At 46.2% G+C, this 22,265-nt stretch carries 18 protein-coding genes; 16 read left to right on the top strand and 2 right to left on the bottom strand.

From position 1 onward, the window contains the following. Positions 1-169 precede the first annotated feature (169 nt). Both BN1234_RS09805 and BN1234_RS09800 read left to right on the top strand, forming a co-directional pair. Positions 170-1,279, top strand: a complete 1,110-nt coding sequence (locus tag BN1234_RS09805; RefSeq protein WP_054956485.1) for a hypothetical protein — start codon at positions 170-172, stop codon at positions 1,277-1,279. A 394-nt stretch (positions 1,280-1,673) separates the two neighbouring features. Then, positions 1,674-2,663, top strand: a complete 990-nt coding sequence (locus tag BN1234_RS09800) for a stalk domain-containing protein (RefSeq protein ID WP_054956484.1) — start codon at positions 1,674-1,676, stop codon at positions 2,661-2,663. 353 nt (positions 2,664-3,016) lie between these two features. On the opposite strand, the gene BN1234_RS09795 is transcribed toward BN1234_RS09800, so the two are convergent. Continuing rightward, positions 3,017-3,634: a hypothetical protein gene (locus BN1234_RS09795; RefSeq protein ID WP_054956483.1), complete on the bottom strand. Its 618-nt coding sequence runs from the start codon at positions 3,632-3,634 to the stop codon at positions 3,017-3,019. Positions 3,635-3,896: 262 nt separating this feature from the next. Between BN1234_RS09795 and BN1234_RS23075 the strand changes: the two genes are divergently transcribed. From BN1234_RS23075 to BN1234_RS09780, 3 genes are all read left to right on the top strand, one after another. Continuing rightward, the gene (locus BN1234_RS23075; protein WP_054956482.1) at positions 3,897-4,091 is read left to right on the top strand and encodes an FHA domain-containing protein; all 195 of its coding nucleotides are present in this window, start codon (positions 3,897-3,899) and stop codon (positions 4,089-4,091) included. A 117-nt stretch (positions 4,092-4,208) separates the two neighbouring features. Then, entirely contained in the window at positions 4,209-4,649 is a 441-nt protein-coding gene (locus BN1234_RS09785; RefSeq protein WP_054956481.1) for a hypothetical protein, read from the top strand. Positions 4,650-4,700: 51 nt separating this feature from the next. After that, positions 4,701-5,525, top strand: a complete 825-nt coding sequence (locus tag BN1234_RS09780) for an MBL fold metallo-hydrolase (RefSeq protein ID WP_054956480.1) — start codon at positions 4,701-4,703, stop codon at positions 5,523-5,525. Positions 5,526-5,616: 91 nt separating this feature from the next. Here BN1234_RS09780 and BN1234_RS09775 read toward each other — a convergent pair whose 3' ends face one another. Next, complete coding sequence (locus BN1234_RS09775; protein ID WP_054956479.1) at positions 5,617-6,093, bottom strand: DUF2621 domain-containing protein; 477 nt, start codon at positions 6,091-6,093, stop codon at positions 5,617-5,619. 278 nt (positions 6,094-6,371) lie between these two features. On the opposite strand from BN1234_RS09775, the gene mscL reads away from it, so the two are divergent. From mscL to BN1234_RS09720, 11 genes are all read left to right on the top strand, one after another. Further along, positions 6,372-6,869, top strand: coding sequence for a large conductance mechanosensitive channel protein MscL (mscL, locus tag BN1234_RS09770; protein ID WP_054956590.1), 498 nt, complete (start codon positions 6,372-6,374; stop codon positions 6,867-6,869). A gap of 407 nt (positions 6,870-7,276) precedes the next feature. Beyond that, positions 7,277-8,398 (top strand): deoxyribonuclease IV, encoded by a 1,122-nt coding sequence (locus BN1234_RS09765; protein ID WP_054956478.1) that lies wholly within the window; start codon positions 7,277-7,279, stop codon positions 8,396-8,398. 64 nt (positions 8,399-8,462) lie between these two features. Next, positions 8,463-9,359 (top strand): formyltetrahydrofolate deformylase, encoded by an 897-nt coding sequence (purU, locus tag BN1234_RS09760; protein WP_054956477.1) that lies wholly within the window; start codon positions 8,463-8,465, stop codon positions 9,357-9,359. Positions 9,360-9,605: 246 nt separating this feature from the next. Then, positions 9,606-11,966: a DUF8725 domain-containing protein gene (locus tag BN1234_RS09755; RefSeq protein ID WP_054956476.1), complete on the top strand. Its 2,361-nt coding sequence runs from the start codon at positions 9,606-9,608 to the stop codon at positions 11,964-11,966. Continuing rightward, a complete protein-coding gene (locus BN1234_RS09750) occupies positions 11,966-12,895 on the top strand; it encodes an ABC transporter ATP-binding protein (RefSeq protein ID WP_054956589.1) in 930 nt (309 codons plus the stop codon). Before BN1234_RS09755 ends, BN1234_RS09750 begins: the two co-directional genes overlap by 1 nt. Then, entirely contained in the window at positions 12,892-13,824 is a 933-nt protein-coding gene (locus BN1234_RS09745; RefSeq protein ID WP_054956475.1) for an ABC transporter permease, read from the top strand. The genes BN1234_RS09750 and BN1234_RS09745 overlap by 4 nt, the downstream gene beginning before the upstream one ends. Before the next feature lie 30 nt (positions 13,825-13,854). Then, positions 13,855-15,546 (top strand): DUF8809 domain-containing protein, encoded by a 1,692-nt coding sequence (locus BN1234_RS09740; RefSeq protein WP_054956474.1) that lies wholly within the window; start codon positions 13,855-13,857, stop codon positions 15,544-15,546. A gap of 42 nt (positions 15,547-15,588) precedes the next feature. After that, entirely contained in the window at positions 15,589-16,578 is a 990-nt protein-coding gene (locus tag BN1234_RS09735; RefSeq protein WP_054956473.1) for an AAA family ATPase, read from the top strand. Further along, positions 16,575-17,543, top strand: coding sequence for a DUF58 domain-containing protein (locus BN1234_RS09730; RefSeq protein WP_054956472.1), 969 nt, complete (start codon positions 16,575-16,577; stop codon positions 17,541-17,543). Before BN1234_RS09735 ends, BN1234_RS09730 begins: the two co-directional genes overlap by 4 nt. Before the next feature lie 79 nt (positions 17,544-17,622). Beyond that, positions 17,623-19,662: a vWA domain-containing protein gene (locus BN1234_RS09725; protein ID WP_054956471.1), complete on the top strand. Its 2,040-nt coding sequence runs from the start codon at positions 17,623-17,625 to the stop codon at positions 19,660-19,662. After that, the coding region (locus BN1234_RS09720; protein ID WP_054956470.1) for a VWA domain-containing protein at positions 19,646-22,265 on the top strand (2,620 nt) is incomplete at its 3' end. The genes BN1234_RS09725 and BN1234_RS09720, both read left to right, overlap by 17 nt.

Here is a 22,265-nt window from a genome sequence, read left to right as displayed (position 1 = left end):
AATCTCCACACGGAGGTTATATTTCAAGTTACAGCATCTAACAAAGGTTAAACTACGCGAATGTCTGTGTTCCCCTCATTTATATCATAGTTCTTTCATCAAGATATCTCTGTTTAATATTTGTTTAGTATGATACTATATAGCCGTATTCCAAATATTGGAGGTAATTATGAGAAACAGCGTTAGATATTTTCTTGGTCTATTTTTGGTGTTCGCAATCTTTTTTAGTTTTGTTGCACCAACAGATGCAGCAAAAGGACATGATCTTGCGAATTCTTATGCACCACAAGAGACTGCAGTCTTTATTAATGGAAAAATCAAAGTATTGAAGCAAAAGACTTATCTTGCTAATGATGACAATCTGTATGTCCCCGTTCGTTTACTCGATGATTTCGACAATGTTGCAGTTTCTTATGGTAAAAGCATTACTGTTACCTCATCTACAGGAAACTTCTTTTTCGACAAAAAAAACTCCCAAATATACAAAAATTCAACGTACATAACTTTAAAGGAATTCTTAAGTATCACAGGTTATTCGGCTAAATACATTTCAGATGGCTCTTCAGTTTTTATTTGGAATAACAAAAACGGTCAAACAAAGTCCAATAAAATTATCAACAACTTAACTAAAGTTCCTGAAGAACTCAAATACTATCTTGGTTCAAAAGTTTTTATTTACGATACCAACAAAACAGGATGGGTTGTGGATCTTAAATACAGCGGATTTGGATTGACTTATGTTACGATCCAACTGAATGACGGAAAAACAGTAGAAGAAACAGTTTTTGAAATAGAGCCTTCATCTTTCTGTCTTTATATTCAATACGAAGCAGTAAAGGCTAGCTTCGCAGGGAGATATTATTGGGCGAATTCCAACAGACTTCCATACTCAAGTCCATTACACAATATTGAAAAAGTTTATTTTACCTCTTTAGATTTGAAAGATGGAAACTTAGTGATTAAGGTTAAACGTGCAAATGGAAACAGCGCGACTCTTAAACTACCTTTGTATGGATATCCATCATCACCAATACACGACTATTTTTACTCATCAAATCCAAAAGACTCTTATCCAAATTGGCCTAAACAAGTGTGGGACAATATTGCTAACAGTAAAATTTCTATCGGAATGACCAAAGAACAGGTGTTTATGTCTTGGGGAGCTCCCGATGATACAAGTACTTATCGCAGTTCTCGATCTACTTCTGACTCTTGGTATTACAGTCGAGATAGCCTTTTCTTTTACAATGGAGTATTAGAGTCAATTTCTTCGTATTAAGTTGTCTTTATGACCAATTTTTGTATTTAAAATATGTATATTAAGATGGCTTAAAGTTACATTTGATTAAACAGAGATACATAAGACAACAAGCCCATTGTCTGTGAGCAAGGGCTTGTTTTATTTTTCTTAGATGTCATCTGGGTTAAAAGAAGATCCTATTGAATTAATAGATGTTGGTGAATGGCAGGCCGAATATTGCTTATCGCTGAAAATTCAGAACGAAGAGGGGAAGCAGAAAGGATCCAAATTAAGAAAAGGAGATTGTTTGTTTTTTGAGGTCGTAAGCCAAAAAAATATATGGAATAATATTCTATAAAAAGGTAAAATAGACCTACTGACTAAGTCTTTAGACATAAAGAGAACTGTACTTTTAATAAAGGAGATTGAATTCATGAAGAAAAAAGTACTTATTATCACCACTATCCTGCTAGCCCTGGCTTCGTCAACCGTTAGTGCAGATGCCAGAAAAAATGTAGTTATCGATGGTCAAACCGTATCGTTTGACCAAGATCCTGTTTTAAAAAATGGCGTCACACTTGTTCAGTTCACACCGGTCTTCAAGCAGCTTGGCATTAGTTCAACTTGGGATCAACAAAAAAAACAAGTCACTGGTGTTAAGAATGGAACTAAAATCATCCTCACTGTTGGTAACAAAAAAGCTTATGTCAATGGTAACCTAGTCAAATTAGAAGTAGCTCCAATAATAATCGAAGGGAAAATATTTGTACCCTTGAGGTTTGTTATTGAATCCACTGGGGCATCGATGAATGTCAGAAACAGCGGGAATGTCATTGACATTTATAGTAACTCTAATACCAGCTCTAGCTCTAATTCTGTACACACACCTGCACCTGCTCCTACACCTACACCTACGCCTGTTGTAATCACTCCAAAACCAATTACCAAACCCGAACTTGTACCCTCGATTGTCACTAATGAACAAATATCAACTTTCCTCTCCAAAAAATATGGAACTCTAACTAGTACCGATTTAGCATATAGCGTAAATTACACAGTTTCAAATAGAGACTATCTAGCTCTAGCAGTTCACATTGGTCTAGATGAGTTACGTCAAACTCTTGAAATGTCTAAATATGATCGGACACACATTTATAATCTGGTGGAACCTGTAGCAAGCGATCTTCATAATACATTTAATATAGAGGAAATGATAATCATCATCTACCTTGACTTCATTTCCCCGATATATACTGAATCTTTCGGATATAAGAATATTAGCGAATTACCAGATGGATCTTACCAAGTTTTTGCACCTATATACACAAACAGTTTTAACTATAAAGATGGAACGTCAGGGAGTTATATTCTTGACCTAAATGACAGCACCGACCTTACACTTATGTATGAAAAGAATTTATAATTTATTATTGTTGTAAGCGACCTTATAACTTCTGTTTTATTGTGTAACTTATATTTGTTTAAATGTGCATTGGTAAAAATAGAGTTGTTAATCACAAAAAGAAGGATTGCGCCGAATCCATTGGAGGTGCTCTCCTTCTTTGTTCTGGCAAGACTCTTTACCTATCGCTTCATAATCTAATCAATAATTCAGCTATCCCATACCCATTCCCTCAACAACGATTTTAAGCATCAATCTGCTATTAATTAATAATGAATCAGACACATATCTATGCCAGTATGTCCAAACACCTTACCTCAGTATGCCAATCTCATTTTCCTATTAATTAATCAAGGAAACAGAGCAACTATATTTTACTTATATTTCTCCTCCGTTATAATCTCAACATTTCCGTTTTCAGTGAGCATCCAATCTGCAGCAGTTACCCTAAAAAAACCAAATATATTTTCTTTAAAGTGTGCTTTCTGTATGTCAGTTACAGGAGGATTAAGTTTTGTCTCAGGTAATCCAGCATAAGGGAGATTTTTATACCGTTCATCCCCCTTATAATATTCATCACCTACAAGGTTAACCTGTATTCTATGAGCTCCACCCTCAACATACATAATTTCAACTCGTCCCATTTCTCCTTCAAGCATCTCTAAGTAATAAGCGAAGGTTACGGGATATGATTTGAACTCTGGACCCATTTCAAAATCAAACTTCTCAACCTTAACTGGTTCACCCAAAATCTTATCTACTTCTTCTTTAGATTTTCTCGCTATCTGATTAACATCAACATAAGCAGTTAGTTCTTCAGTTTCAACTTCTTCTTTGTCGGTCACAACAGGAGAGCTATCTTGTTTCTCCTGCACAATCACATCGCTTTGACTAACAACATTGGTATCTGTATTTGATGAATCCTCGTCACCAAGCGCCATTCCAACAATAATAAGAACTACGATTCCAGCAACTATAGTTCCCTTTTTCATATTACTTCCTCCTATTAGTAAAATAATTCAACATCTTGATATTCCTCCATCTATATACATCGGTTTCAAGCTTCAAATCTATTAATTAAACAATAGATCAGCGGTATGACTCCCCTCCAAGGTACAAACACCCTACCTTACACTTACCTCTCAGATTCATTGTAATTTAACAGAAAAAAGGACTAACCTTGATGATCCACACGAGCAATTACCACAGCGAACAGAAATGCTGTCACCATCCGGAGATGGAGGAACCGTGCTTTTGAATCCGAAGATGCTGCCGAAGAGTCATGGAGCTGGGGGAGCGTCTGGTTATAAAATCAAGGATCTTGGTTCCAAGAATGGAACGATTCTCAAGGGGGAACCGATGGTTCCTTATAAAGAGTATCCGCTGCAAGAAGGGGATGTTTTTCAGATTGCAGGCAGTAAGTACATGTTTCGTGCTTCGCCTTCTTAAGCCGCTAATTAGCGGCTTTTTTTAGTTGAGTAGATATAGCAATGTAGAGACTTTGATAATTGACAGGCTCATAAAATAATGTCAGTCTGGAAAGAAACTTACTAGATCGGAGCTATCATGGACATTCAGGAACTGGTCAGAAAAATAGGAATACTACAGGAGCTTATCTCTAATATTGATCCGAGTGTGCAGGTTAGTTTCGAAATAATTAATGGGATTTTGCAAATAAGCATCATGTCTTCATTTGGCGAGGCACTAATGCTTGAATTTGAAAACTTTAATAAAGACTATAAAACGAGCTCAGACGGTTTTTTAGTTAGTGAATCTTTTTTTATTGTTCTTAAAGAAATTAAGAAAATTAAAACTGGCGAAAAGTATATAGCAACCTTAATGGAATTTCTGAATGATGCACTTGCTATTGTTATTCTAATTCCTGATGAAAGTTACAATAAGATAGATCAAATTATTATTGATACTATGAGCAAGCAGTATTACCCTGACGGACCTGTTAAATATGATGATATTACTTATGAAGTATTTTCATCGGCAAACGTATGATGATGATCGAGGGGAAGCTTGAAATGAATTACAAAGGAAGGTATTCCTAATATGAAAATTACATCGATTCTCGAAAATACGAAACAAGATCGTAAGTTAACGGCTAAGCATGGTCTATCTCTATATATTGAAACTGATCAAATGAACATTATTTTTGATACAGGACCAGATGGTTCATATATTAAAAATGCAAAGGCTATGGGGATAGATTTAAGCAAAGCGCATGCCGTTGTTATTTCTCATGGCCATTCTGATCATATTGGAGGACTAAGCTATCTTAATGAAGTAAATAAAGAGGCGCAGATTTATTTATCAGAACATTCGTTAGAACCTCATTGGCTTAGATTGGGAGGCTACTATCATAAAGTAGGGGCAAAAAAAGATATCCAGCATAGCTTTAAAGACCGTTTGAATTTTGTTGCAAAGGATATGGAAATAGCAAAAGGAATACATATTATTACGTTAAATCCTGCCAATGAATACACGAAGAATCTTTATAAAGGAAGTAAAAAAGAGTTAGATGATTTTAATCATGAAATTATGTTGGTTATAGAAAATAAAAATGGAATTGTCCTATTTAGTGGATGCAGCCATCATGGGATTATAGATATGGCAAACATAGCACTGGACAAATTCCCTGGTAAGAAAATCGATGTGATCATAGGGGGATTTCATTTAATCGGTATTCCTATTATTAATACACTTGGGAAGTCAAAGGATGAGATCATTTCTATCGGTAATAGCTTAAATGAGATGCCAATTAACTCTATATATTCATGCCATTGTACTGGGGCAAAAGGGTATAAAATCCTTGATTCTGTCTTGAAAGAAAAATTAAACCCTTTTCCAACAGGTAAAGAATTAATTATTTCTTGAAAAAATGATCATTTAGTATGAAAAATGCACTCCTTAGACTTTCACCGGATAGCAAGGTGACCCGATGTTCTAAAGAGTGCATAAGCATACATCACTTATTAATCAAATGCTGATAAGGCGCATAGTCAATGCCCTTTTTATGAAGAAAGGTCATTAGGAATTTATAATCGCGTTTTGGCGTGGCAACGATATAGCCCTTGATGACGTGATCCCGGGTCACTTCACTTGCACCAGACTCTACAGCAATTTTACCGATTTCAGCTGCGATCGAGTGTTTAGCGATGTCCCGGAAAGGGCCAGGTACCGGCATAACAAGCTCACCCAAAAATGCCTTGGAATCCTCTGTCCAGAGTGGGCGGCTGCGTTCGACCCAATAATTCTGCCAATCCAGCTTGGACTTTCCATCTGCCTTCGGCAGTACTTTAAGAAATTTGCGGAACATGAAGAATCCGCCGATGCACATGATCCCCAGCATGACCCATCCCCAAAACGCAATGGAGTTCATGAACCATGACGGTGGCCCGCCGGTTGCAGTTAAAGTCCTAAGGACGGCCGCAGTGTTCAGCATTTTGATATCACCTCTATGATTAATGTCACGTTTTCCTTTTACGAGAATTATAACGTACTTCTATTTATATTTCGAGGGAATAGGCAAATTTAACCTTTAAATGCGAATGAATCGAAATTACCTCTTTATTAAGACCATGATATGAGCCTGTATTACAAGCTTTTTTTATGTAAACTGGCCTTGAAGGTAATTGAGAGGTATCGATATAATTGTTTAAGGAAAAAAAGGCGGGAGGCGAATCTGGGAAGAAGATTGTATGTAGTCATATAAACGGGGGGATTTCATTGAAAGGATTTATTAACGAGTTCAAGGAATTTGCTGTACGGGGAAACGTCATTGATCTGGCTGTGGGGGTTATTATCGGGGGTGCTTTTGGCAAGATTGTCACTTCCATCGTCAATGATATTATTATGCCTCCGATCGGGGTACTGCTTGGTGGAGTAGACTTTAAGGACATCATTATTAAATTGAAACCGGATATGCGTATGCCGGATGGCAGCGAGATTACAACTTTAGCGGACGCTAATGCGGTTGGTGCTCCTGTTCTGGCAATTGGACAATTTATTAACTCGGTTATCGATTTTCTAATCGTTGCTTTCTGTATTTTCCTGCTGGTAAAAGGGATCAACTGGATGAAGCGCAAAGAGCATGAGAAGCCAGTGCCTGAAAAGACGACGAAGGAATGCCCTTACTGTCTCTCTGAAATCCCGGTTGCCGCTACTCGTTGCTCCCAGTGTACATCAATGCTGGACGAGCCAGAAACGGTGAAGTCTTAGAGGATACATAGAAGAATTGTCGTGTAAGTTGGGTCATTTTTTTTATCTAGGGATAGCTATTTAACTTTTGGGTTGGTATCTTGTGTTTTATGTTTTGATTTTTTTCTTTTGTTCTTGAGCTACGAAGCAGCGGAACGGACGAAACAATTCCGGACAAGCGAACGCGGTCGCCTTTGCTCCACCAATTTTAACCTATAAATTCTGATTAAAAAAATTGGGGGAGCAACAGCGATGGTAGGAATGTTTTGTCCGTGGAGCGTCTCACTAGAAATGAATTTATAGAAATCATCATCACGAAAACAAACCTTACTGATGAGCAAGGTTTGTTTTTATTTTTGCCTCTCCTAGATTTATTTCCGCAATCACGCTAAAATAGGTGATAATTGTGAGAAAGAGGGGGATGCCATATGCTGAAAATCGGTTCCCACGTGTCCTTTTCGGGACAGGGGCTGCTGACTGCAGCGACGGAAGCTAGATCCTATGGCTCTAGTTCGTTTATGATATATACTGGCGCACCGCAAAATACGCGCCGCAAGCCAATTGATACGATGTTTTTAGAAGAAGGTAAAGTGATGATGCAAGAGTGCGGGATCGACGAGATTGTCGTTCATGCCCCTTACATTATTAATCTCGGATCGTACAAGCCCAATACATATGAGCTTGCTGTCAGCTTTCTTCAGGAGGAGATCCGCCGGACTCACGCTGTCGGTGTGAAGAACATTGTTCTGCATCCCGGCGCATATACCGATAAAGATGCGATTTATGGCATTGACCGGATTGCCGAAGGCTTGAATGAAGTGCTTGGCGGTACAGATGAGACGGAAGTAAAGATTGCACTGGAGACGATGGCGGGTAAAGGCACTGAAATGGGCCGCACCTTCGAGGAGATCGCCCAGATCATCGACAAGGTGAAATACAATGACCGTCTGGCAATCTGTCTGGATACATGCCACATCCATGATGCTGGTTATGATATCGTGAATGACCTGGATGGCGTGCTGGACGAATTCGATCGTCTGATTGGGCTGGATCGTCTAACCGTGGTTCATATTAACGACAGTAAGAATCCGCGCGGTGCGGCGAAAGACCGTCATACACCGATTGGAACAGGCTGGATTGGATATAAAGCCATTCATAATATCGTTCACAATGAGCGTTTGCAGGGTCGTCCGTTCATTCTGGAGACGCCGTGGATTGGTAAGGATGCGAAAACGCAGCGTCCGATGTATGAGATCGAGATTGCACTGCTTCGCGGTGACGTGGAGTCGCGCTTTGGTTCTGAATTTATGGCTCAGGTTGAAGAGCTGGGACAGTTTTTTGCCCAAGAAGGCATTGAAGGCCGTACATTCGTACTGAATACCTGGGATGTACTGAAGAATGACGCCAAAGCAAAAAAAGCCGATCCTCGCGAGCCGATGGAACGCCTGTACGACATGGTTACAGCTGCGGGGCTGCTGCAGGATTGTAATGAGGAGCAAATCAACCAGCGCATTATCGCTTGGCTGGCTAATCAAGAGCAGCAGGCATAAATTAATTGTTTTAACATGAGAGAGTAGAGACTAGGCAGTAATTAGAGGAGGAACATGGGGCCATATGGATATTCATGTAAAAAAGAATCTGCCCTCCGAGGCGGACCAAAATCTGAATCGTGCCCGCATGCTTATCGCTTGTCCGGATGGACCGGGGATTGTTGCTGCGGTGTCGCAGTTCCTGCACCAGCATGGTGCGAATATCGTTCAGTCTGATCAGTATACGATGGACCCGGATGGCGGCATGTTCTTTATGCGAATCGAATTCGACTTGCCTGAGCTTGCTGAGAAGCTGCATGATCTGGAGAATTCCTTCAGCAGTGTAGCTGAGAAATTCCGGATGGAATGGAGCATGAGTTATGTGGCCCGTAAGAAACGGCTTGCTATTTTCGTATCGAAAGAGGATCACTGTCTGGTAGAGCTGCTCTGGCAGTGGCAGGCAGGCGATCTGGATGCGGATATTGCACTTGTGGTCAGCAACCATCTCGATATGAAGGAATATGTGGAGTCGTTCGGCATTCCATACCACCACATTCCGGTGACTGCAGATACAAAGCAAGAAGCGGAGAAGCGTCAGCTTGAAGTGATCGGCGATGATATTGATGTGATTATCCTGGCTCGTTACATGCAGATTATTTCACCAACATTTATCACCCACTACCGGAATCGCATCATTAATATCCATCATTCCTTCCTTCCGGCATTTGTCGGCGGGAAACCTTACGCTCAGGCTTATAATCGCGGAGTGAAGATCATCGGCGCTACCGCTCACTATGTGACGGAGGAGCTGGATGGCGGACCGATCATTGAGCAGGATGTGCAGCGCGTAAGCCACCGCGATGATGTGAATGAGTTGAAGCGTATCGGACGTACCATTGAACGGGTGGTGCTTGCAAGAGCCGTTAAATGGCATATTGAGGACCGCATCCTTGTTCATCAGAATAAAACCGTTGTTTTTTAAAATGAAGGTATAAACAGCTTTGTTCACCACGTGACTGGAGCAGCCAAGCTAGCTGCAAATGGAACATACATCCCGCTCCCGTTTTTGGAGGCGGGATTTTTTTATCCAAAATATTAAATTAGTTCAAAACTTTTAAACCGGAAAGCTCGTCATAACCTAGGAGAACGATATTGAATCATGAAAAAATCGTCAGATGGTACAGTCATGTGAACATGGCTATTTTTTAAGGGAGAGGGGAATCATCACTTGTCGTTTTATAAAAAAGTAATAGGGACTATGGTATTAACCATGGTGTTGCTGCTTACAGCAGTGCTGCCATACCCGCTGCAGGACGGCACAGCTTATGCTGCCGGCGATCCGAAAATTGAAATCAAATCGGAGATTGGGTACAAGGGCAATATGAAGCAGGATAAATGGAATCCGCTGAAGCTGACACTTACCAGTGATCGCGATATTTCGGGAGATATTGTGCTGCGTATAACCAACACGAACGGTTATGGCCAGCAGGCGGCTTATGTAAAGCATGTTGAACTGCCGAAGGATACGCCGAAAGAGCTGATCATGGGGCTTCCCGGATACTTCTACAATAAAGACAACAATAGTTTGACGTTCTACGAAGGTTCATACAAAAACGGAAAGCAGATCAAATTTGCTGCAGGCAAGAACTATCTCCAGAAATCGCCCATGATGAATGGATTGGTAGGCGTATTGTCAGATGATCCAGACACGATGAACTTTCTTAGTTCCTTAAACGCCAAGGGGAATCCGCTGGCAACTATTCCCTTTAATGAAGAAGATATTCCAACCGACCCTAAGCTGTTAAACGGACTGGATGTTCTGGTCATTAATAATTATGCATCCGATACCCTTTCGAAACAGCAGCAGGAATCGATTAAGACATGGGTGAGATCCGGGGGGTCATTAGTGTTGTCAGGCGGGGCTGGCTACTCGAAGACAGCTGCTCCTTTTGCCGACATCGCCCCGGTTAAAGCCAACGGGACCATGGTTGTTCAGAAGCTTACTGAGCTCCAAAAGCTTGGCGGGAAGACGCTGAAGCTGGATGGCGATTTTACGATTTCAAAAGCTGAACCGGTAGAAGGCGCAAGTGTAGACAGTCAGACAGCAGGGGTGCCTCTCTTTGCTTCACGCAGCATTGAGCAAGGGACCGTCTGGTATGCAGCTTATGATGTGGCGATGGAGCCTGTCAGCTCCTGGGCTGGACATGGAGCGGCATGGGCTTCCGTTCTGCGGAATGATCTTCCTCTGTCCAGCAACATGTACTACGGTTCACCGATAGATAATCTAAGCTACATATTGGATTATTTCCCGTCGCTAAAAATGCCTTCATTTCCAATGCTGATGTGGATGCTTATTGCTTATGCGCTGGTCGTCGCGCCAATCCTCTATTTTGTTCTGAAAAAGGCGGATAAGCGTGAGTGGGCCTGGTTTCTGATTCCACTGATTGCAGTGATCGCGAGCGGGACCGTATATTTGATCGGATCTTCCGATAAAACACAAGAAATGGCCCATACGATTAATATTATGGAGCTGAATGGTGAAGGAAGTGCTGTGAAAACAACAGCTTCTGCCTTCTTTACGCCGAGTAGCGGCGATTATGAACTTGAATTCCCTAAAAACACCTATTTGACGACTCAGCGTTCAGGTGGGGCTTTTGGAGGGGGAATCGAAGATAACAAGAACTTTATTCGGATTGAAGAGGAACAGACGAAGCTCGAGTTAAGAGATATGCCGCAGTGGTCTTTGGCCAAACTGATGGCCGAGAACGCTGGAACCGAGAAGACAGGCCAGCTCGAAATGAATCTGAAGCTGGACAGCAAGGGACAGCTGAGCGGCGAAGTGAAGAATGAAACAATGAATGACCTTAAAGAAGTTGTTCTTGTGGTGGGCGGCAAGGCATATAAGCTGGGGCACATTTCTCAAAAGGACAGTGCAGCCGTACCTGCTTCAGGTAATTCGGTTATGAGGGTTACAGGTGGCGATATAAGTTATCTGCTGTATCCGCATAACAACAATAATGACGAGTATAATCGTCAACGAGGAATATTGGACATGTACACCAACAAAATGAACACAACGAGAAAAAATGCATATATTTTCGGCTGGAGTCAGGATAACTTAACCAGTTATAAACGGAAAGGCAAGGAAGTGCAGAGCGATCAGCTCAACTTCTGGGTTCAGCCGGTGTCGTTCCAATGGAATCAGAATGGTGCGGTTAACATTCCTTACGGATACCTCACACCTGAGATTACACAAGCGAATGCTCCAACATTCTTTGAGAATCCGCACGGAATAGAGCTCGCTCAAGGAACAGTGGTGGCAGAGTTCCCGCTTATATCTGAGATGGACGTGAAGTATTCAGAGTTTTCGATCAAAGGTACGAAGCTAAGCGGAGGCATGACAATGGAAATATGGAATGCCGCTGATGGTGAATGGGAACCAATGCCTGACAATAAAGGCGTCTTTACCGTGAAGGACAACCCGGAGAAGTATATCGTTGATAAGAAAATCCGGTTTTCCGTAACGGCAAAGGATCAGGGAATGTTTCAGATGCCGGAACTGTCGGTGAAGGGGGAAGTTAACCAATGATGATTGAAATCAGAGACTTAAAAAAGAACTACGGAACCTTTCAGGCGTTGAAAGGAATCACGCTGGACATCGAGAAAGGAACGGTATTCGGATTCGTCGGACCGAACGGTGCCGGGAAATCCACAACCATGTCCATCCTTGCAACGCTGGCGCTTCCAAGCTCCGGTACGGCTAAAGTAGGCGGATTTGAAGTGACGGAAAATCCGAAGGAAGTACGCAAGCGGATCGGCTATATGCCGGACTTTTTCGGAGTATATGATCAATTGAAAGCAACGGAGTATCTTCATTTCTATGGAGCGAGCTATGGTATTCCTCGTACGGATCGGGAGAAGCTTATCCCTCAGTTGCTGGAGCTGGTGAACCTGAGTGACAAGGCTGATGCTTATGTGGATAGCCTTTCACGCGGCATGAAGCAGCGTCTCTGTCTGGCGAGATGCCTGGTGCATGATCCGGATGTTCTCATTCTGGATGAGCCGGCTTCTGGCCTCGACCCAAGAGCCCGTATTGAAATGCGGGAAATTCTTAAAGAGCTGAAGCTGATGGGAAAAACGATCATTATCTCCTCACACATCCTGCCGGAGCTTGCCGAGATGGTAGATGAGATCGGTGTTATCGAGCATGGTGAGATGATTGCACAGGGCAAGGTATCCGATATTCAAAACCGTCTGCGGGTGAAAAAAGTCATTCATATTCGCACATTGGGGCAAGAGGATCTTCTCGTCGAGAAGCTGCGTGATGAGCCGTTTATCACCTCGGTCTTGTCCGATAATGCAGGCGTTCACGTTCATTTCAGCGGAGATGACAGCCAGCAGAGTGCTCTTTTGCGTCAAGTCATTTCATGGGGGATACCTGTCGTATCGTTCCAGGAAGCGCAGAGTAACCTTGAAGATGTATTCCTGGAAATTACAAAAGGGGGGAGCCAAGGATGAACTGGAGCAGAAGATTAATTAACCCAGTGATGGATAAGGAGTTCAGACTGCGTATGCGGTCACCGCGCTCCATGCTGTCCGTCCTGTTCTATGTACTAGCACTTGGTGCTATAGCAATGGGATTCATATATATCTTTCTCTACTTGGGACAAAACGGTTCTCAGCGTTTCGATTCGACAAGAAGCCAAATGATGTTCTATGTACTGAGTTTCGCCCAGCTGGTACTCATCGCTTTTATGGCGCCGGCATTGACGGCAGGGGTTATCAGCAGCGAAAGAGAGAAGCAGACGCTCAGCATGCTTCTTACAACTCAGCAAAGCTCGGCTACGATTGTGCTCAGCAAGCTGGTATCTTCTCTTAGTTTCATGACATTGATTATACTCGCAACGCTTCCTATATACAGTATTGTCTTCCTGTATGGAGGGATATCACCGAAACAGTTAATATCGGTATTCTTGTTCTACCTATTTGTGATGCTGCTTCTGGGCGCACTTGGGGTGATGTTCTCTACATTGTTTAAGAAGACGATTGTTGCCATTATTGTGACCTATGGAGCAGGTCTTGTTATTTTCCTCGTCACGGGTCTGTTGTATTTGTTCTTCCTTGGTGTTGAGCAGCGAAATTTTTACTCGTCTGGAGCATCTGTAACTCAATCCTATTCCTGGATCGGCTATGTGCTTGGACTGAATCCGGCGGGAGCGATGGTCAGCCTGTTTGAGCCTTCCTTCTCCAAGACAGCATTCTTTGTTCAGGGAGGAACGCTCAACAGTAAAGCTCCAATTGAGTTATGGCTGGAATTCATTCTTGTATACTCTGTTGTTATCATTATTTCGTTGTGGATTGCGATACGCCGAATTCGTCCGGTGCGAAGAGGGAAGTTATTTGGCAGGAGAAAAGCATCTAAATCTGCCTCGGAAGCTAGTGTATAAGGCTTAGAGGAGCGAAAGGGCAGTACAAAAATGGATAATATTATACGTTTCATAGAAATGGCCCGCCGCAGGCTGCAGCGCTTCCGGATGGCTGCTTATGCATTAACGGGGCTTGCTGCAGGGTTCGCTGCTGCCCTGCTTCTGCTTGTCATCGGGAGATTCGTGCCAATCTTTTGGCTTCGAATGGGTGTCATTATCCTTCCTGCTGCCGGGGTTATTATCGGATTGCTGATTGGATGGGTTCGCCGTGTTCCTGTGAAGGAAGCGGCGTCCGTTATGGATGGAGCGACAGAAGGAACAGAGCGGAGCGATATGATGGTCACCGCTCTCTCCTTCGTGGGAGATGAATCGCTGGCAGCAAGGTTTCAGCGCGATCAGGCAGAGCAGTATGGCAGACAGTTTGCAGCGACCATGAAGCAGCGCTTGCCTGTTCCGAAATGGAAGAAGCAGCTCATCATTTGCAGTGCCGGACTCGCTGCCGTGCTCATTATGGCATTTATTCCGAATCCGATGGATAAGCAGGTGGAGGCCGCCAAGGAGAAGCAGAGCTGGATCAAGCAGCAGGTGAAAGAGACGGAGAAGCTGGCCGAGGAGCTGAAGAAAGAGCTTATCAAGCCAGAGGATAAACAGAAGCTTCATGAGCAGATTGAGGAGCTGAAGAAACAGCTGGAGAAAGCAAAAGAGCCTGAGAAGGCGCTTGAGAAGCTGGAAGAATTGATGAAGCAGCTGGAGAAGACGATGAGGAAGCAGGAAGAGCAGTCCAAGGCTATCTCCGAACTGGCGAAGCAGATGATGAATAATAAAGCCTTGGCGAACGCGGGAAAAAGTCTTCAAGAAGGTAAAGCCGAGCAATTGAAGCAGGAAATGAAGAAGCTGACGGAGCAGGTCAAGAAGATGTCAGACAAGGAGAAGAAAATGCTGTCGGAGGCGTTGAAGCAAATGGCTGCCGAGGCCGCTAAAAACCCTGAAGCTGACAAGCTGAAGGATGCTCTCCAAAAAACAGCGGATGCATTGAAGGACGGAAAGCTGACAAAGGAGCAGGAAGAGGCGCTTAAGAAGCTTGCAGAAGAGCTTGCGAAGGCTGCTGAAGCTAAACAATCATCTGACGACACCTCAAAAGCAGCATCTGATCTTGCTGCAGCACTGGCTTCTCAGGGACTAAATTTGGCTGATCAGATGGCAGCTGCAGGCATGAAGGTGTCCGATACATGGGCGACCGGAGGCAGTGCAGAGGCGCTAGCCCAGGCGGGTCTCTCTGAAGGCTCAAGCGATGGGGAAAGTGAAGGAGAAGGCGAGGATTCTGAAGGGGACGGATCTGGAGGGGAAGGTCAAGGCAAGGGGGCTGGTAAAGGTTCAGGCTCTGGAAGCGGATCTGGCTCTGGATCAGAATTAGGCAGCGGCAGCGGAACGGGAAGAGGCACAGGAACAGGTCACGGAGCCGGCGCCGGTCTGGGTTCTGGCGGGCGTGAGCTTGTCACGACGCCTCGAGACTTGCAAGGAAGCGGAAATGTGAAGAACGATTCCGGTGCGCTGAATGGCAAAGGCGGTGAGGTTCAGAAGGGTGGCGTATCTCCGACCATACCGGGAACTTCCAGGCCTTATGAAGAGGTATACAAGGATTATGCTGCTGAGGCGCGCAAATCACTGGGACGCAATCCATTACCAGAGCAAATGCAGGGATTGGTAGAGGATTATTTCACGCAGATTAATCCCAATCCGTAAGCTTCGAATGGACTATAGAATGATGAAGAGGGGTAACGATCCATGTCTGAAACCACAGTTAGACCGCAGGAATGGGTAGAACATATATCAAATTTGAGAGATCAGATCGGCGAAGTCATTGTCGGCCAGCAGGAAGTGGTAGAGCAGATGCTCTGGTGTATTTTTGCTGGTGGTCATGCACTGCTGGAGGGGATTCCGGGGCTTGGCAAAACGATGCTTGTCCGTACGGTATCCGAGGCACTGGATTTATCCTTCTCAAGGATTCAGTTTACGCCAGATTTAATGCCGAGCGACATTACAGGTACCAATATTCTGTCCTTCGGTCAGACAGGCAGCACAGGGATGTCTTTCCAAAAGGGACCGCTGTTCAGCAGTATTGTGCTTGCTGATGAGATTAACCGCGCAACACCGAAGACCCAGAGCGCGCTGCTGGAGGCGATGCAGGAGAAGACTGTAACCGTCGGAAGTGAAACGCATCAACTCCCGAAACCATTCTTCGTGCTGGCAACGCAGAACCCTCTGGAGAACGAAGGAACATATCCGCTGCCGGAGGCTCAGCTCGACCGGTTTCTCTTGAAGATTGAAGTATCGTATCCGAGTGCGGATGAGCTGAAGGAAATCGTAAGACGAACGACATCAACCCGTGAAACCAAAGTCCAAAGACAGATGACTGCCCAGCAGCTGCTCGAAATTCAGCATGGTGCCAAGGAGGTGCTGGTTGCTGAAGAAATTCTCGACTACGCTGTCAGGCTGTTAATGATGACTCATCCGGAAGAAGCCTCTGCACCTGAAGAGGTGCGCAAATATGTTCGTTTCGGTTCGGGTCCGCGCGGGGTGCAGTCCATTATTTCTGTTGGAAAGGTCCGTGCCCTCTGCAGTGGACGAATGCATTTATCTACCGGAGATATTCGGGCTGTGGCATTACCGGCGCTTCGTCACCGGTTATTCCTGAACTTTGAAGGACAGGCGATGGGGGTAACGACGGATCAAGTGATTCAGGCGGTTCTGAACAAGCTGGAGGGATCAGTGTGAGCGGGTCTGGACATCTGCTTTCGCCTGAGTGGTTGACTCGCCTTGAGCGGCTTAGTCTGGGGGCAAGAACAAGGGTGGCTGGCACACTGCAGGGAAAGCGGAGATCCCGCCGTCTCGGGTCGTCGCTGGAGTTCGCGGATTATCGCCTATATACTCCCGGCGATGATGTGCGAAGATTTGATTGGGGAGTCTATTCCCGAACTGGCAAGGCATTTGTCAGGCAGTTCATGGATGAGCAGGAGCTCATGGTCAGTATTTATGTGGACTGCTCTGCTTCCATGAACGCTGTTACAACGGGAGCTGCCCACGATGCCTCTTCGTTAAACGGTGGTACTAATCATTCTGGTAAAGGGGATGCAGAGGGAACAAAGTGGCTGCTTGCCCGGCAGCTGGCTGCAAGCATCGGCTACATGGCTTTATCTTCTTATGATCGTTTGCAGCTTGCCTGCTACAGTAAAACGCTTGACTCCAGGTTACCTGTACTTCGGGGAAAAAGTGCTGCTCATCGGCTGTTCTCACATCTTCAGCAGGCTCCTGCAGGTGGAGATGGAAGCCTGGCGGCGGCGCTGTCGGTTCCTGGTGCACTGCCAAGACTCCCGGGAATGACGTGGATATTCTCAGACTTCTGGCTCGAAGGCGGAGAAGAGGAATTGTCCAGATCGTTGTCATTGTTAGCCGGCGCCGGCCAGGAAACGGTGCTGGTCCATATCTTGTCACGGGACGAACTTGAACCGAGACTTTCCGGGGACCTGCGGCTGGTGGATAGTGAATATTTGACAGGTAAGGAAGTGGCCGTAACAGGAAGAGTGCTTGAGGCTTACCGGGAGGAACTGGAGAACTATCGTCAGATGCTGGCCCGGGTATGTGCCGAGCGCGGTATGACTTATCTGTTAATTCCTGCGGATATGCCACTGCAAGAAGCCGTGTTCGGTATTCTGGCAGGTGCTGGACTGGTTAAAGGTTAAGGTTCTTCAGGAAACTCATCATTCTCGAGTGATTCTGGAGGCTTTACCCTGGAGCAGGGCTTTTAAGGGGGAGGACTTTTTGGGGATTCAATCATGGCTTAGTCTCTGGTTTGGGCTAGCCTTACCAGCCATTGTGCTGATGTATATGTTCAAACGAAAATATATCGATACAACCGTGCCGAGCCATCTGCTATGGGACCGGGTGCTTCGCAACCTGGAAGCTAACCGGCCATGGCAGAAGCTTCAAAACCGATTGTTATTATGGCTGCAGCTTCTGGCAGCGGCAGTGATCATCTTCGCGCTGATGCAGCCTTTTGTGAAGGTGTCCGGCAGCGGAAGCCAGCATATCGTGATCGTCGCCGACACCTCAGGCAGCATGAGCGCGGAGGCGGAGCCTTCAGACGATTCACCGAACCGGAAGGACGAAGAGGATGCTTACACGCGGCTTGATCTATTGAAGGAACGTATTCATGAATACGTTAAGGATCAAGGAAGGGGCAAGGACATTACACTTCTGACTGTTGGCGAAAGACCGGTTACTGTACTATCTCGTGAAAGCGACCGGGATGTAATTGGGAAGGCCGTTGATCAGATGCTGCCCTACTATGGACAAGCATCCTACAGGGAGACACTTTCGCTGGCGTCAGCTTTAACGCGTGAAGAGACGGATGCCGAGGTGATCGTGTTTACGGACGGACAGTGGAAGGAAGATCCGGTGCAGATGGTATTCAATGCTCCGATTTCTGTTGAGAAAATATCCGGCGGCAGCTTGCCGCTGAATTACGCCATAGAGCAATTCGGCATTTCAAACAAGGATGCGGCAGGAGCAACCAACACGGCTATTGCTGTCCTCAGCAGCAATTCGGCCCAGCCTGTGACCGTAGAAGTGAATCTGTATGGTGATGATAAGCTCCTGACAAGCAGGGAAGCTGAAGTACAGTCCTCAGCGAAGTCAACGTTATCATTTGATAATGTTCCATATGCTGAGGTATACCGTCTGGAGCTTGCCGGAGACGATGAATACGAAGCGGATAACGGGTCGTACGCTTTCGGCACGAAGCTTGGAAGCTCAAGGGTTCTTCTGCTCACCCCAGGTAACATGTTCCTGGAGAAGGCACTGCAGCTCAGCGGAGCTGAGGTAACCAGGGTAACGGTGAGTGCGGAGAGCACGGAAAGCACGAAAGGTACAGGAGGCACGGAAAGTACAGAGCGTGAATCTGGTACCGCCAAAGCTGCAGATCAGGGTAATGAAGTGCCTGTACCAGCGGGAGATTTTGACCTGATCGTCATGGATGGTCCTGTGCCGGATATGTTCCGCAAGGGAGACTGGGCAGCCTTAACAGCTAAAACCCCGCTCTGGACCATAGGCACGCAAGGAACGAAGAAGAAGATTCCTGGTGGGCAACCGGTGATTTCAGCTCATCCGGTCACCTCATACATCACATTATCGGGAGTGTATGTTGGGACTTTCATGGATGAACAGCCGTTATGGGGTGAGCCGATCATCAAGCTGGGAGATACCCCGGTCGTTTATGCAGGCAAGGAAGCGGGGTATCCCCGTCTATCCTTCGGATTTCTGCTGCAGGGCAGCGATCTTCCGCTTTCATCCGAATTTCCGGTGCTTGTGAATAACACGCTGAAATGGATGACAGCAGGAAAAGGAAGCGGACTTGGACGCTATATGGCGGGAGCTGTTGCGGATATTCCAATCGCGGCAGATACCGTGAAGGCTGCCTGGGTCCCTAAAGACGGCTTGGCGCTGAAGACGGGTATTGACCGCCCCGAAGCGCTGCGCACTGAAAAGGGATATTCATCAGCACAAACTGTGCCTGAAATGCCGGGACTGTACGCTTTTGAACAGGAAAATACAGCGGGAGAGAAGATCAGCTATTTGCTTGCTGTAACCGCCGATCCTTTTGAAGGAGAATTGGCCGTTGATCAAGGTCCTGTGCTAAGTCATGCAGGTGATGGCCAGACAGAGGCAAAGGATGGCGAAGGCTCGACGACGCCGGAGAATACGAATGCTCCCGGAATGTCGCTTATACCTTGGCTTGCGGCATTGGCGCTGATTGTGATTGCGGCAGAATGGGGGGTGTACCAGCGTGGGCGTTCAATTTAGTATGCCATGGTTTCTCTTGCTGCTGATTCCGGCTGGAGCATTTCTCTACTATGCTTATAAAACGGATTTTCGGCTTGGAGGCTTCCGTAAAAAGCTGGCATTATTTTTAAGAGCTTGTGTCATTATTCTGCTTATTTTTGTATTATCCGGAATTCATGGCTTTACGGTTCTGCATGATAAACAGGTTGTTTATTTGGCGGATCGCTCGGATAGTATGGGGGATACAGCGAGATTGAGTGAATGGATTCAGTCCTCCTTGCAATCAAAAGGAGAAAAGGACAGCACTGCGTTAGTATCTGCAGGTCTCGAAGGAGCTGTTGAACGCAAGCTTTCTTTATCCGAAGAGGCAGGAGCTTCTCTGAATGCAGCGCTTGAGGGGAAGTTTACGGGTCTGGAATCCGGGCTTCTGCTTGCAGGAAATCTGTTCGAGGGCATGGCGGATTCCCGCATTGTGCTTCTCTCGGACGGGGAAGAGAATGTTGGCAGCATGGCAGGGGCAGGCAGATTGCTGAAGGACCGCGGGATCGCGGTGGATGTGCTCCCTGTTCCTCAGCAGGAAATCAAGGATGCGGCGGTTGAGGAATTGCGGGTGCCGGATAAGCTGTATCAGGCAGAAGCGTTCTATGTTGAAGTGATGATCAAGAGCACCTTTAAGACCGCTGGAGAGCTGCGGATCTATGAAGACAACCGGGAGATTGGACGGGAGCGGGTAGAGCTGTCAGCAGGTGAGAACCGCTTTGCAGTTAAAGGGCTTGCGAAGTCACCGGGACTTCACAGATACAAGGCTGAAATATTTATGGAAGGCGACGAATCGTCTGCGAATAATGCCGGATTTGATTTCACCCGTGTGGATGGCCCGCCGAAGGTGCTGATTGTGGAAGGAACGCCGGGTACGTCAGGAAATATTACCGCTGCGCTGGAATCCGGCATGATCGGGACGGAGGTTATTCCTCCGTACATGCTGCCGCTAGAGCCTGCGAAGTATGCGGTTTATGACAGTATTATTTTTAACAATGTATCCGGCAGTGAAGTTGGCGGGAAGCAGATGGAGATGATCGAGCAGGCGGTTCGAAGCTTCGGGATCGGATTTATGATGGCCGGAGGGGACGACAGCTTCGGCATGGGCGGCTATTTCAAGACTCCGATTGAAAAAGCACTTCCCGTCTCGATGGAGCTGGAAGGCAAGCGTGAAATTCCATCGCTTGGTCTCATTCTGGTTATTGACCGTTCCGGCAGCATGAGCGGCAACAAGATCGAGCTGGCAAAGGAATCGGCTATGCGTACCGTGGAGATGCTGCGTTCCAAGGATACGGTGGGTGTTGTTGCATTTGATGATTCGCCATGGTGGGTCGTTCCGCCTCAGAAGCTGGGTGACAAGAAGGATGTGCTTGAATCGATTCAATCCATTCCGAGTGCAGGAGGAACGAATATTTATCCGGCTGTCGAATCGGCACTGAATGAGATGCTGAACATCAAAGCACAGAGACGGCATATGATTCTCATGACGGATGGGCAATCGGCTCTTCAATCCGGTTATGATGACCTGACGAGCACGATGGTGAAGAACAAAATTACATTATCCTCGGTCGCTGTGGGTGCGGATGCGGACAAGAATTTGTTGCAGTACCTTGCTGATTCGGCCAAGGGCCGTTATTACTACGTAGAGGATGAAACGACTCTGCCCGCCATATTCAGCCGGGAGGCTGTCTTGATGGCGAAGTCCTATATTGTAGATAAACCGTTCATTCCGGCAATTCAAAATGCAGGAGACTGGGCAGCGCTGTTTGATCAAGGTGTTCCCGGATTATACGGATATGTGGCAGCAACACCTAAATCGTCTGCCCAGACGGTGCTTGTCAGTCCGGAACCCGATCCTGTCCTTGCGAGATGGCAGTATGGCTCTGGCCGGACAGTAGCGTGGACGAGTGATTTAAGCGGAAAATGGTCAAAGGAATGGGTGTCTTGGCCTGAATTTGCGGACACGTTGACGGAAATCGTGAAATGGACGTTCCCGCAGTTTATATCATCTCCATATGAAGTGACAACGACCGCAGCGGGCAATCAGGTAAAGCTGCAGGTCGAGGCCACCGGCGATCATCCTCCGGAGAAGCTGACAGCAAAAATTGCAGGCGATGAAGCTGGAGAACAGACGGTGGATCTGGTTCAGGAAGCTCCCGGGCGCTATACAGGACAGGTAAATGTCTCGAAGCCCGGGGCGTTCCTGATGTCGCTTGAGGATGCCAGCGGGGGAGAAGCGGTGCAAGCGGCGCCAAGCACCGGATTTGTTGTTCCTTACTCGCCGGAGTACCGGATTTCCTCCGGAGGGGGGGAGGAAGGATTGAAGAAGCTGGCCGAGCTGACTGGCGGCCGCGTCCTCTCCTGGGATAAGCCGGAGGAGGTATTCGACCGTGAGGCAGCGTCCCGGCGGGTGCTCCATGATTGGAGCTACCCGCTGCTCGTGGCGGCCCTCCTGCTGTGGGTCGCCGACATCGCCGTGCGGCGCCTGGCTCTGCCATGGGCCGCCATCGGCAGTCGCATGGCCGCCCTGCTCCGCAGGCGGCCGGCTCCTGCCGGCGAGGCCGCGCCTGGCGCCGGCCTCGAAC

Origin of the sequence: Paenibacillus dakarensis (assembly GCF_001373415.1) — a bacterium.
GTDB classification, from domain to species: Bacteria; Bacillota; Bacilli; order Paenibacillales; family Paenibacillaceae; genus Paenibacillus_AQ; species Paenibacillus_AQ dakarensis.
Note: the sequence above shows the minus strand (reverse complement) of the source record. Positions and strands in the feature narration are given on the sequence as shown.

Excerpts from the sequence above, each read along its gene's own strand:
- BN1234_RS09775 (WP_054956479.1), bottom strand. The coding sequence starts at position 6,093 with ATGCTGAACACTGCGGCCGTCCTTAGGACTTTAACTGCAACCGGCGGG.
- BN1234_RS09805 (WP_054956485.1), top strand. The coding sequence starts at position 170 with ATGAGAAACAGCGTTAGATATTTTCTTGGTCTATTTTTGGTGTTCGCA.
- BN1234_RS09785 (WP_054956481.1), top strand. The coding sequence starts at position 4,209 with ATGGACATTCAGGAACTGGTCAGAAAAATAGGAATACTACAGGAGCTT.
- BN1234_RS09780 (WP_054956480.1), top strand. The coding sequence starts at position 4,701 with ATGAAAATTACATCGATTCTCGAAAATACGAAACAAGATCGTAAGTTA.
- BN1234_RS09795 (WP_054956483.1), bottom strand. The coding sequence starts at position 3,634 with ATGAAAAAGGGAACTATAGTTGCTGGAATCGTAGTTCTTATTATTGTT.
- BN1234_RS09745 (WP_054956475.1), top strand. The coding sequence starts at position 12,892 with ATGAACTGGAGCAGAAGATTAATTAACCCAGTGATGGATAAGGAGTTC.
- BN1234_RS09740 (WP_054956474.1), top strand. The coding sequence starts at position 13,855 with ATGGATAATATTATACGTTTCATAGAAATGGCCCGCCGCAGGCTGCAG.
- BN1234_RS09735 (WP_054956473.1), top strand. The coding sequence starts at position 15,589 with ATGTCTGAAACCACAGTTAGACCGCAGGAATGGGTAGAACATATATCA.
- BN1234_RS09750 (WP_054956589.1), top strand. The coding sequence starts at position 11,966 with ATGATTGAAATCAGAGACTTAAAAAAGAACTACGGAACCTTTCAGGCG.
- BN1234_RS09765 (WP_054956478.1), top strand. The coding sequence starts at position 7,277 with ATGCTGAAAATCGGTTCCCACGTGTCCTTTTCGGGACAGGGGCTGCTG.
- BN1234_RS09800 (WP_054956484.1), top strand. The coding sequence starts at position 1,674 with ATGAAGAAAAAAGTACTTATTATCACCACTATCCTGCTAGCCCTGGCT.
- purU (WP_054956477.1), top strand. The coding sequence starts at position 8,463 with ATGGATATTCATGTAAAAAAGAATCTGCCCTCCGAGGCGGACCAAAAT.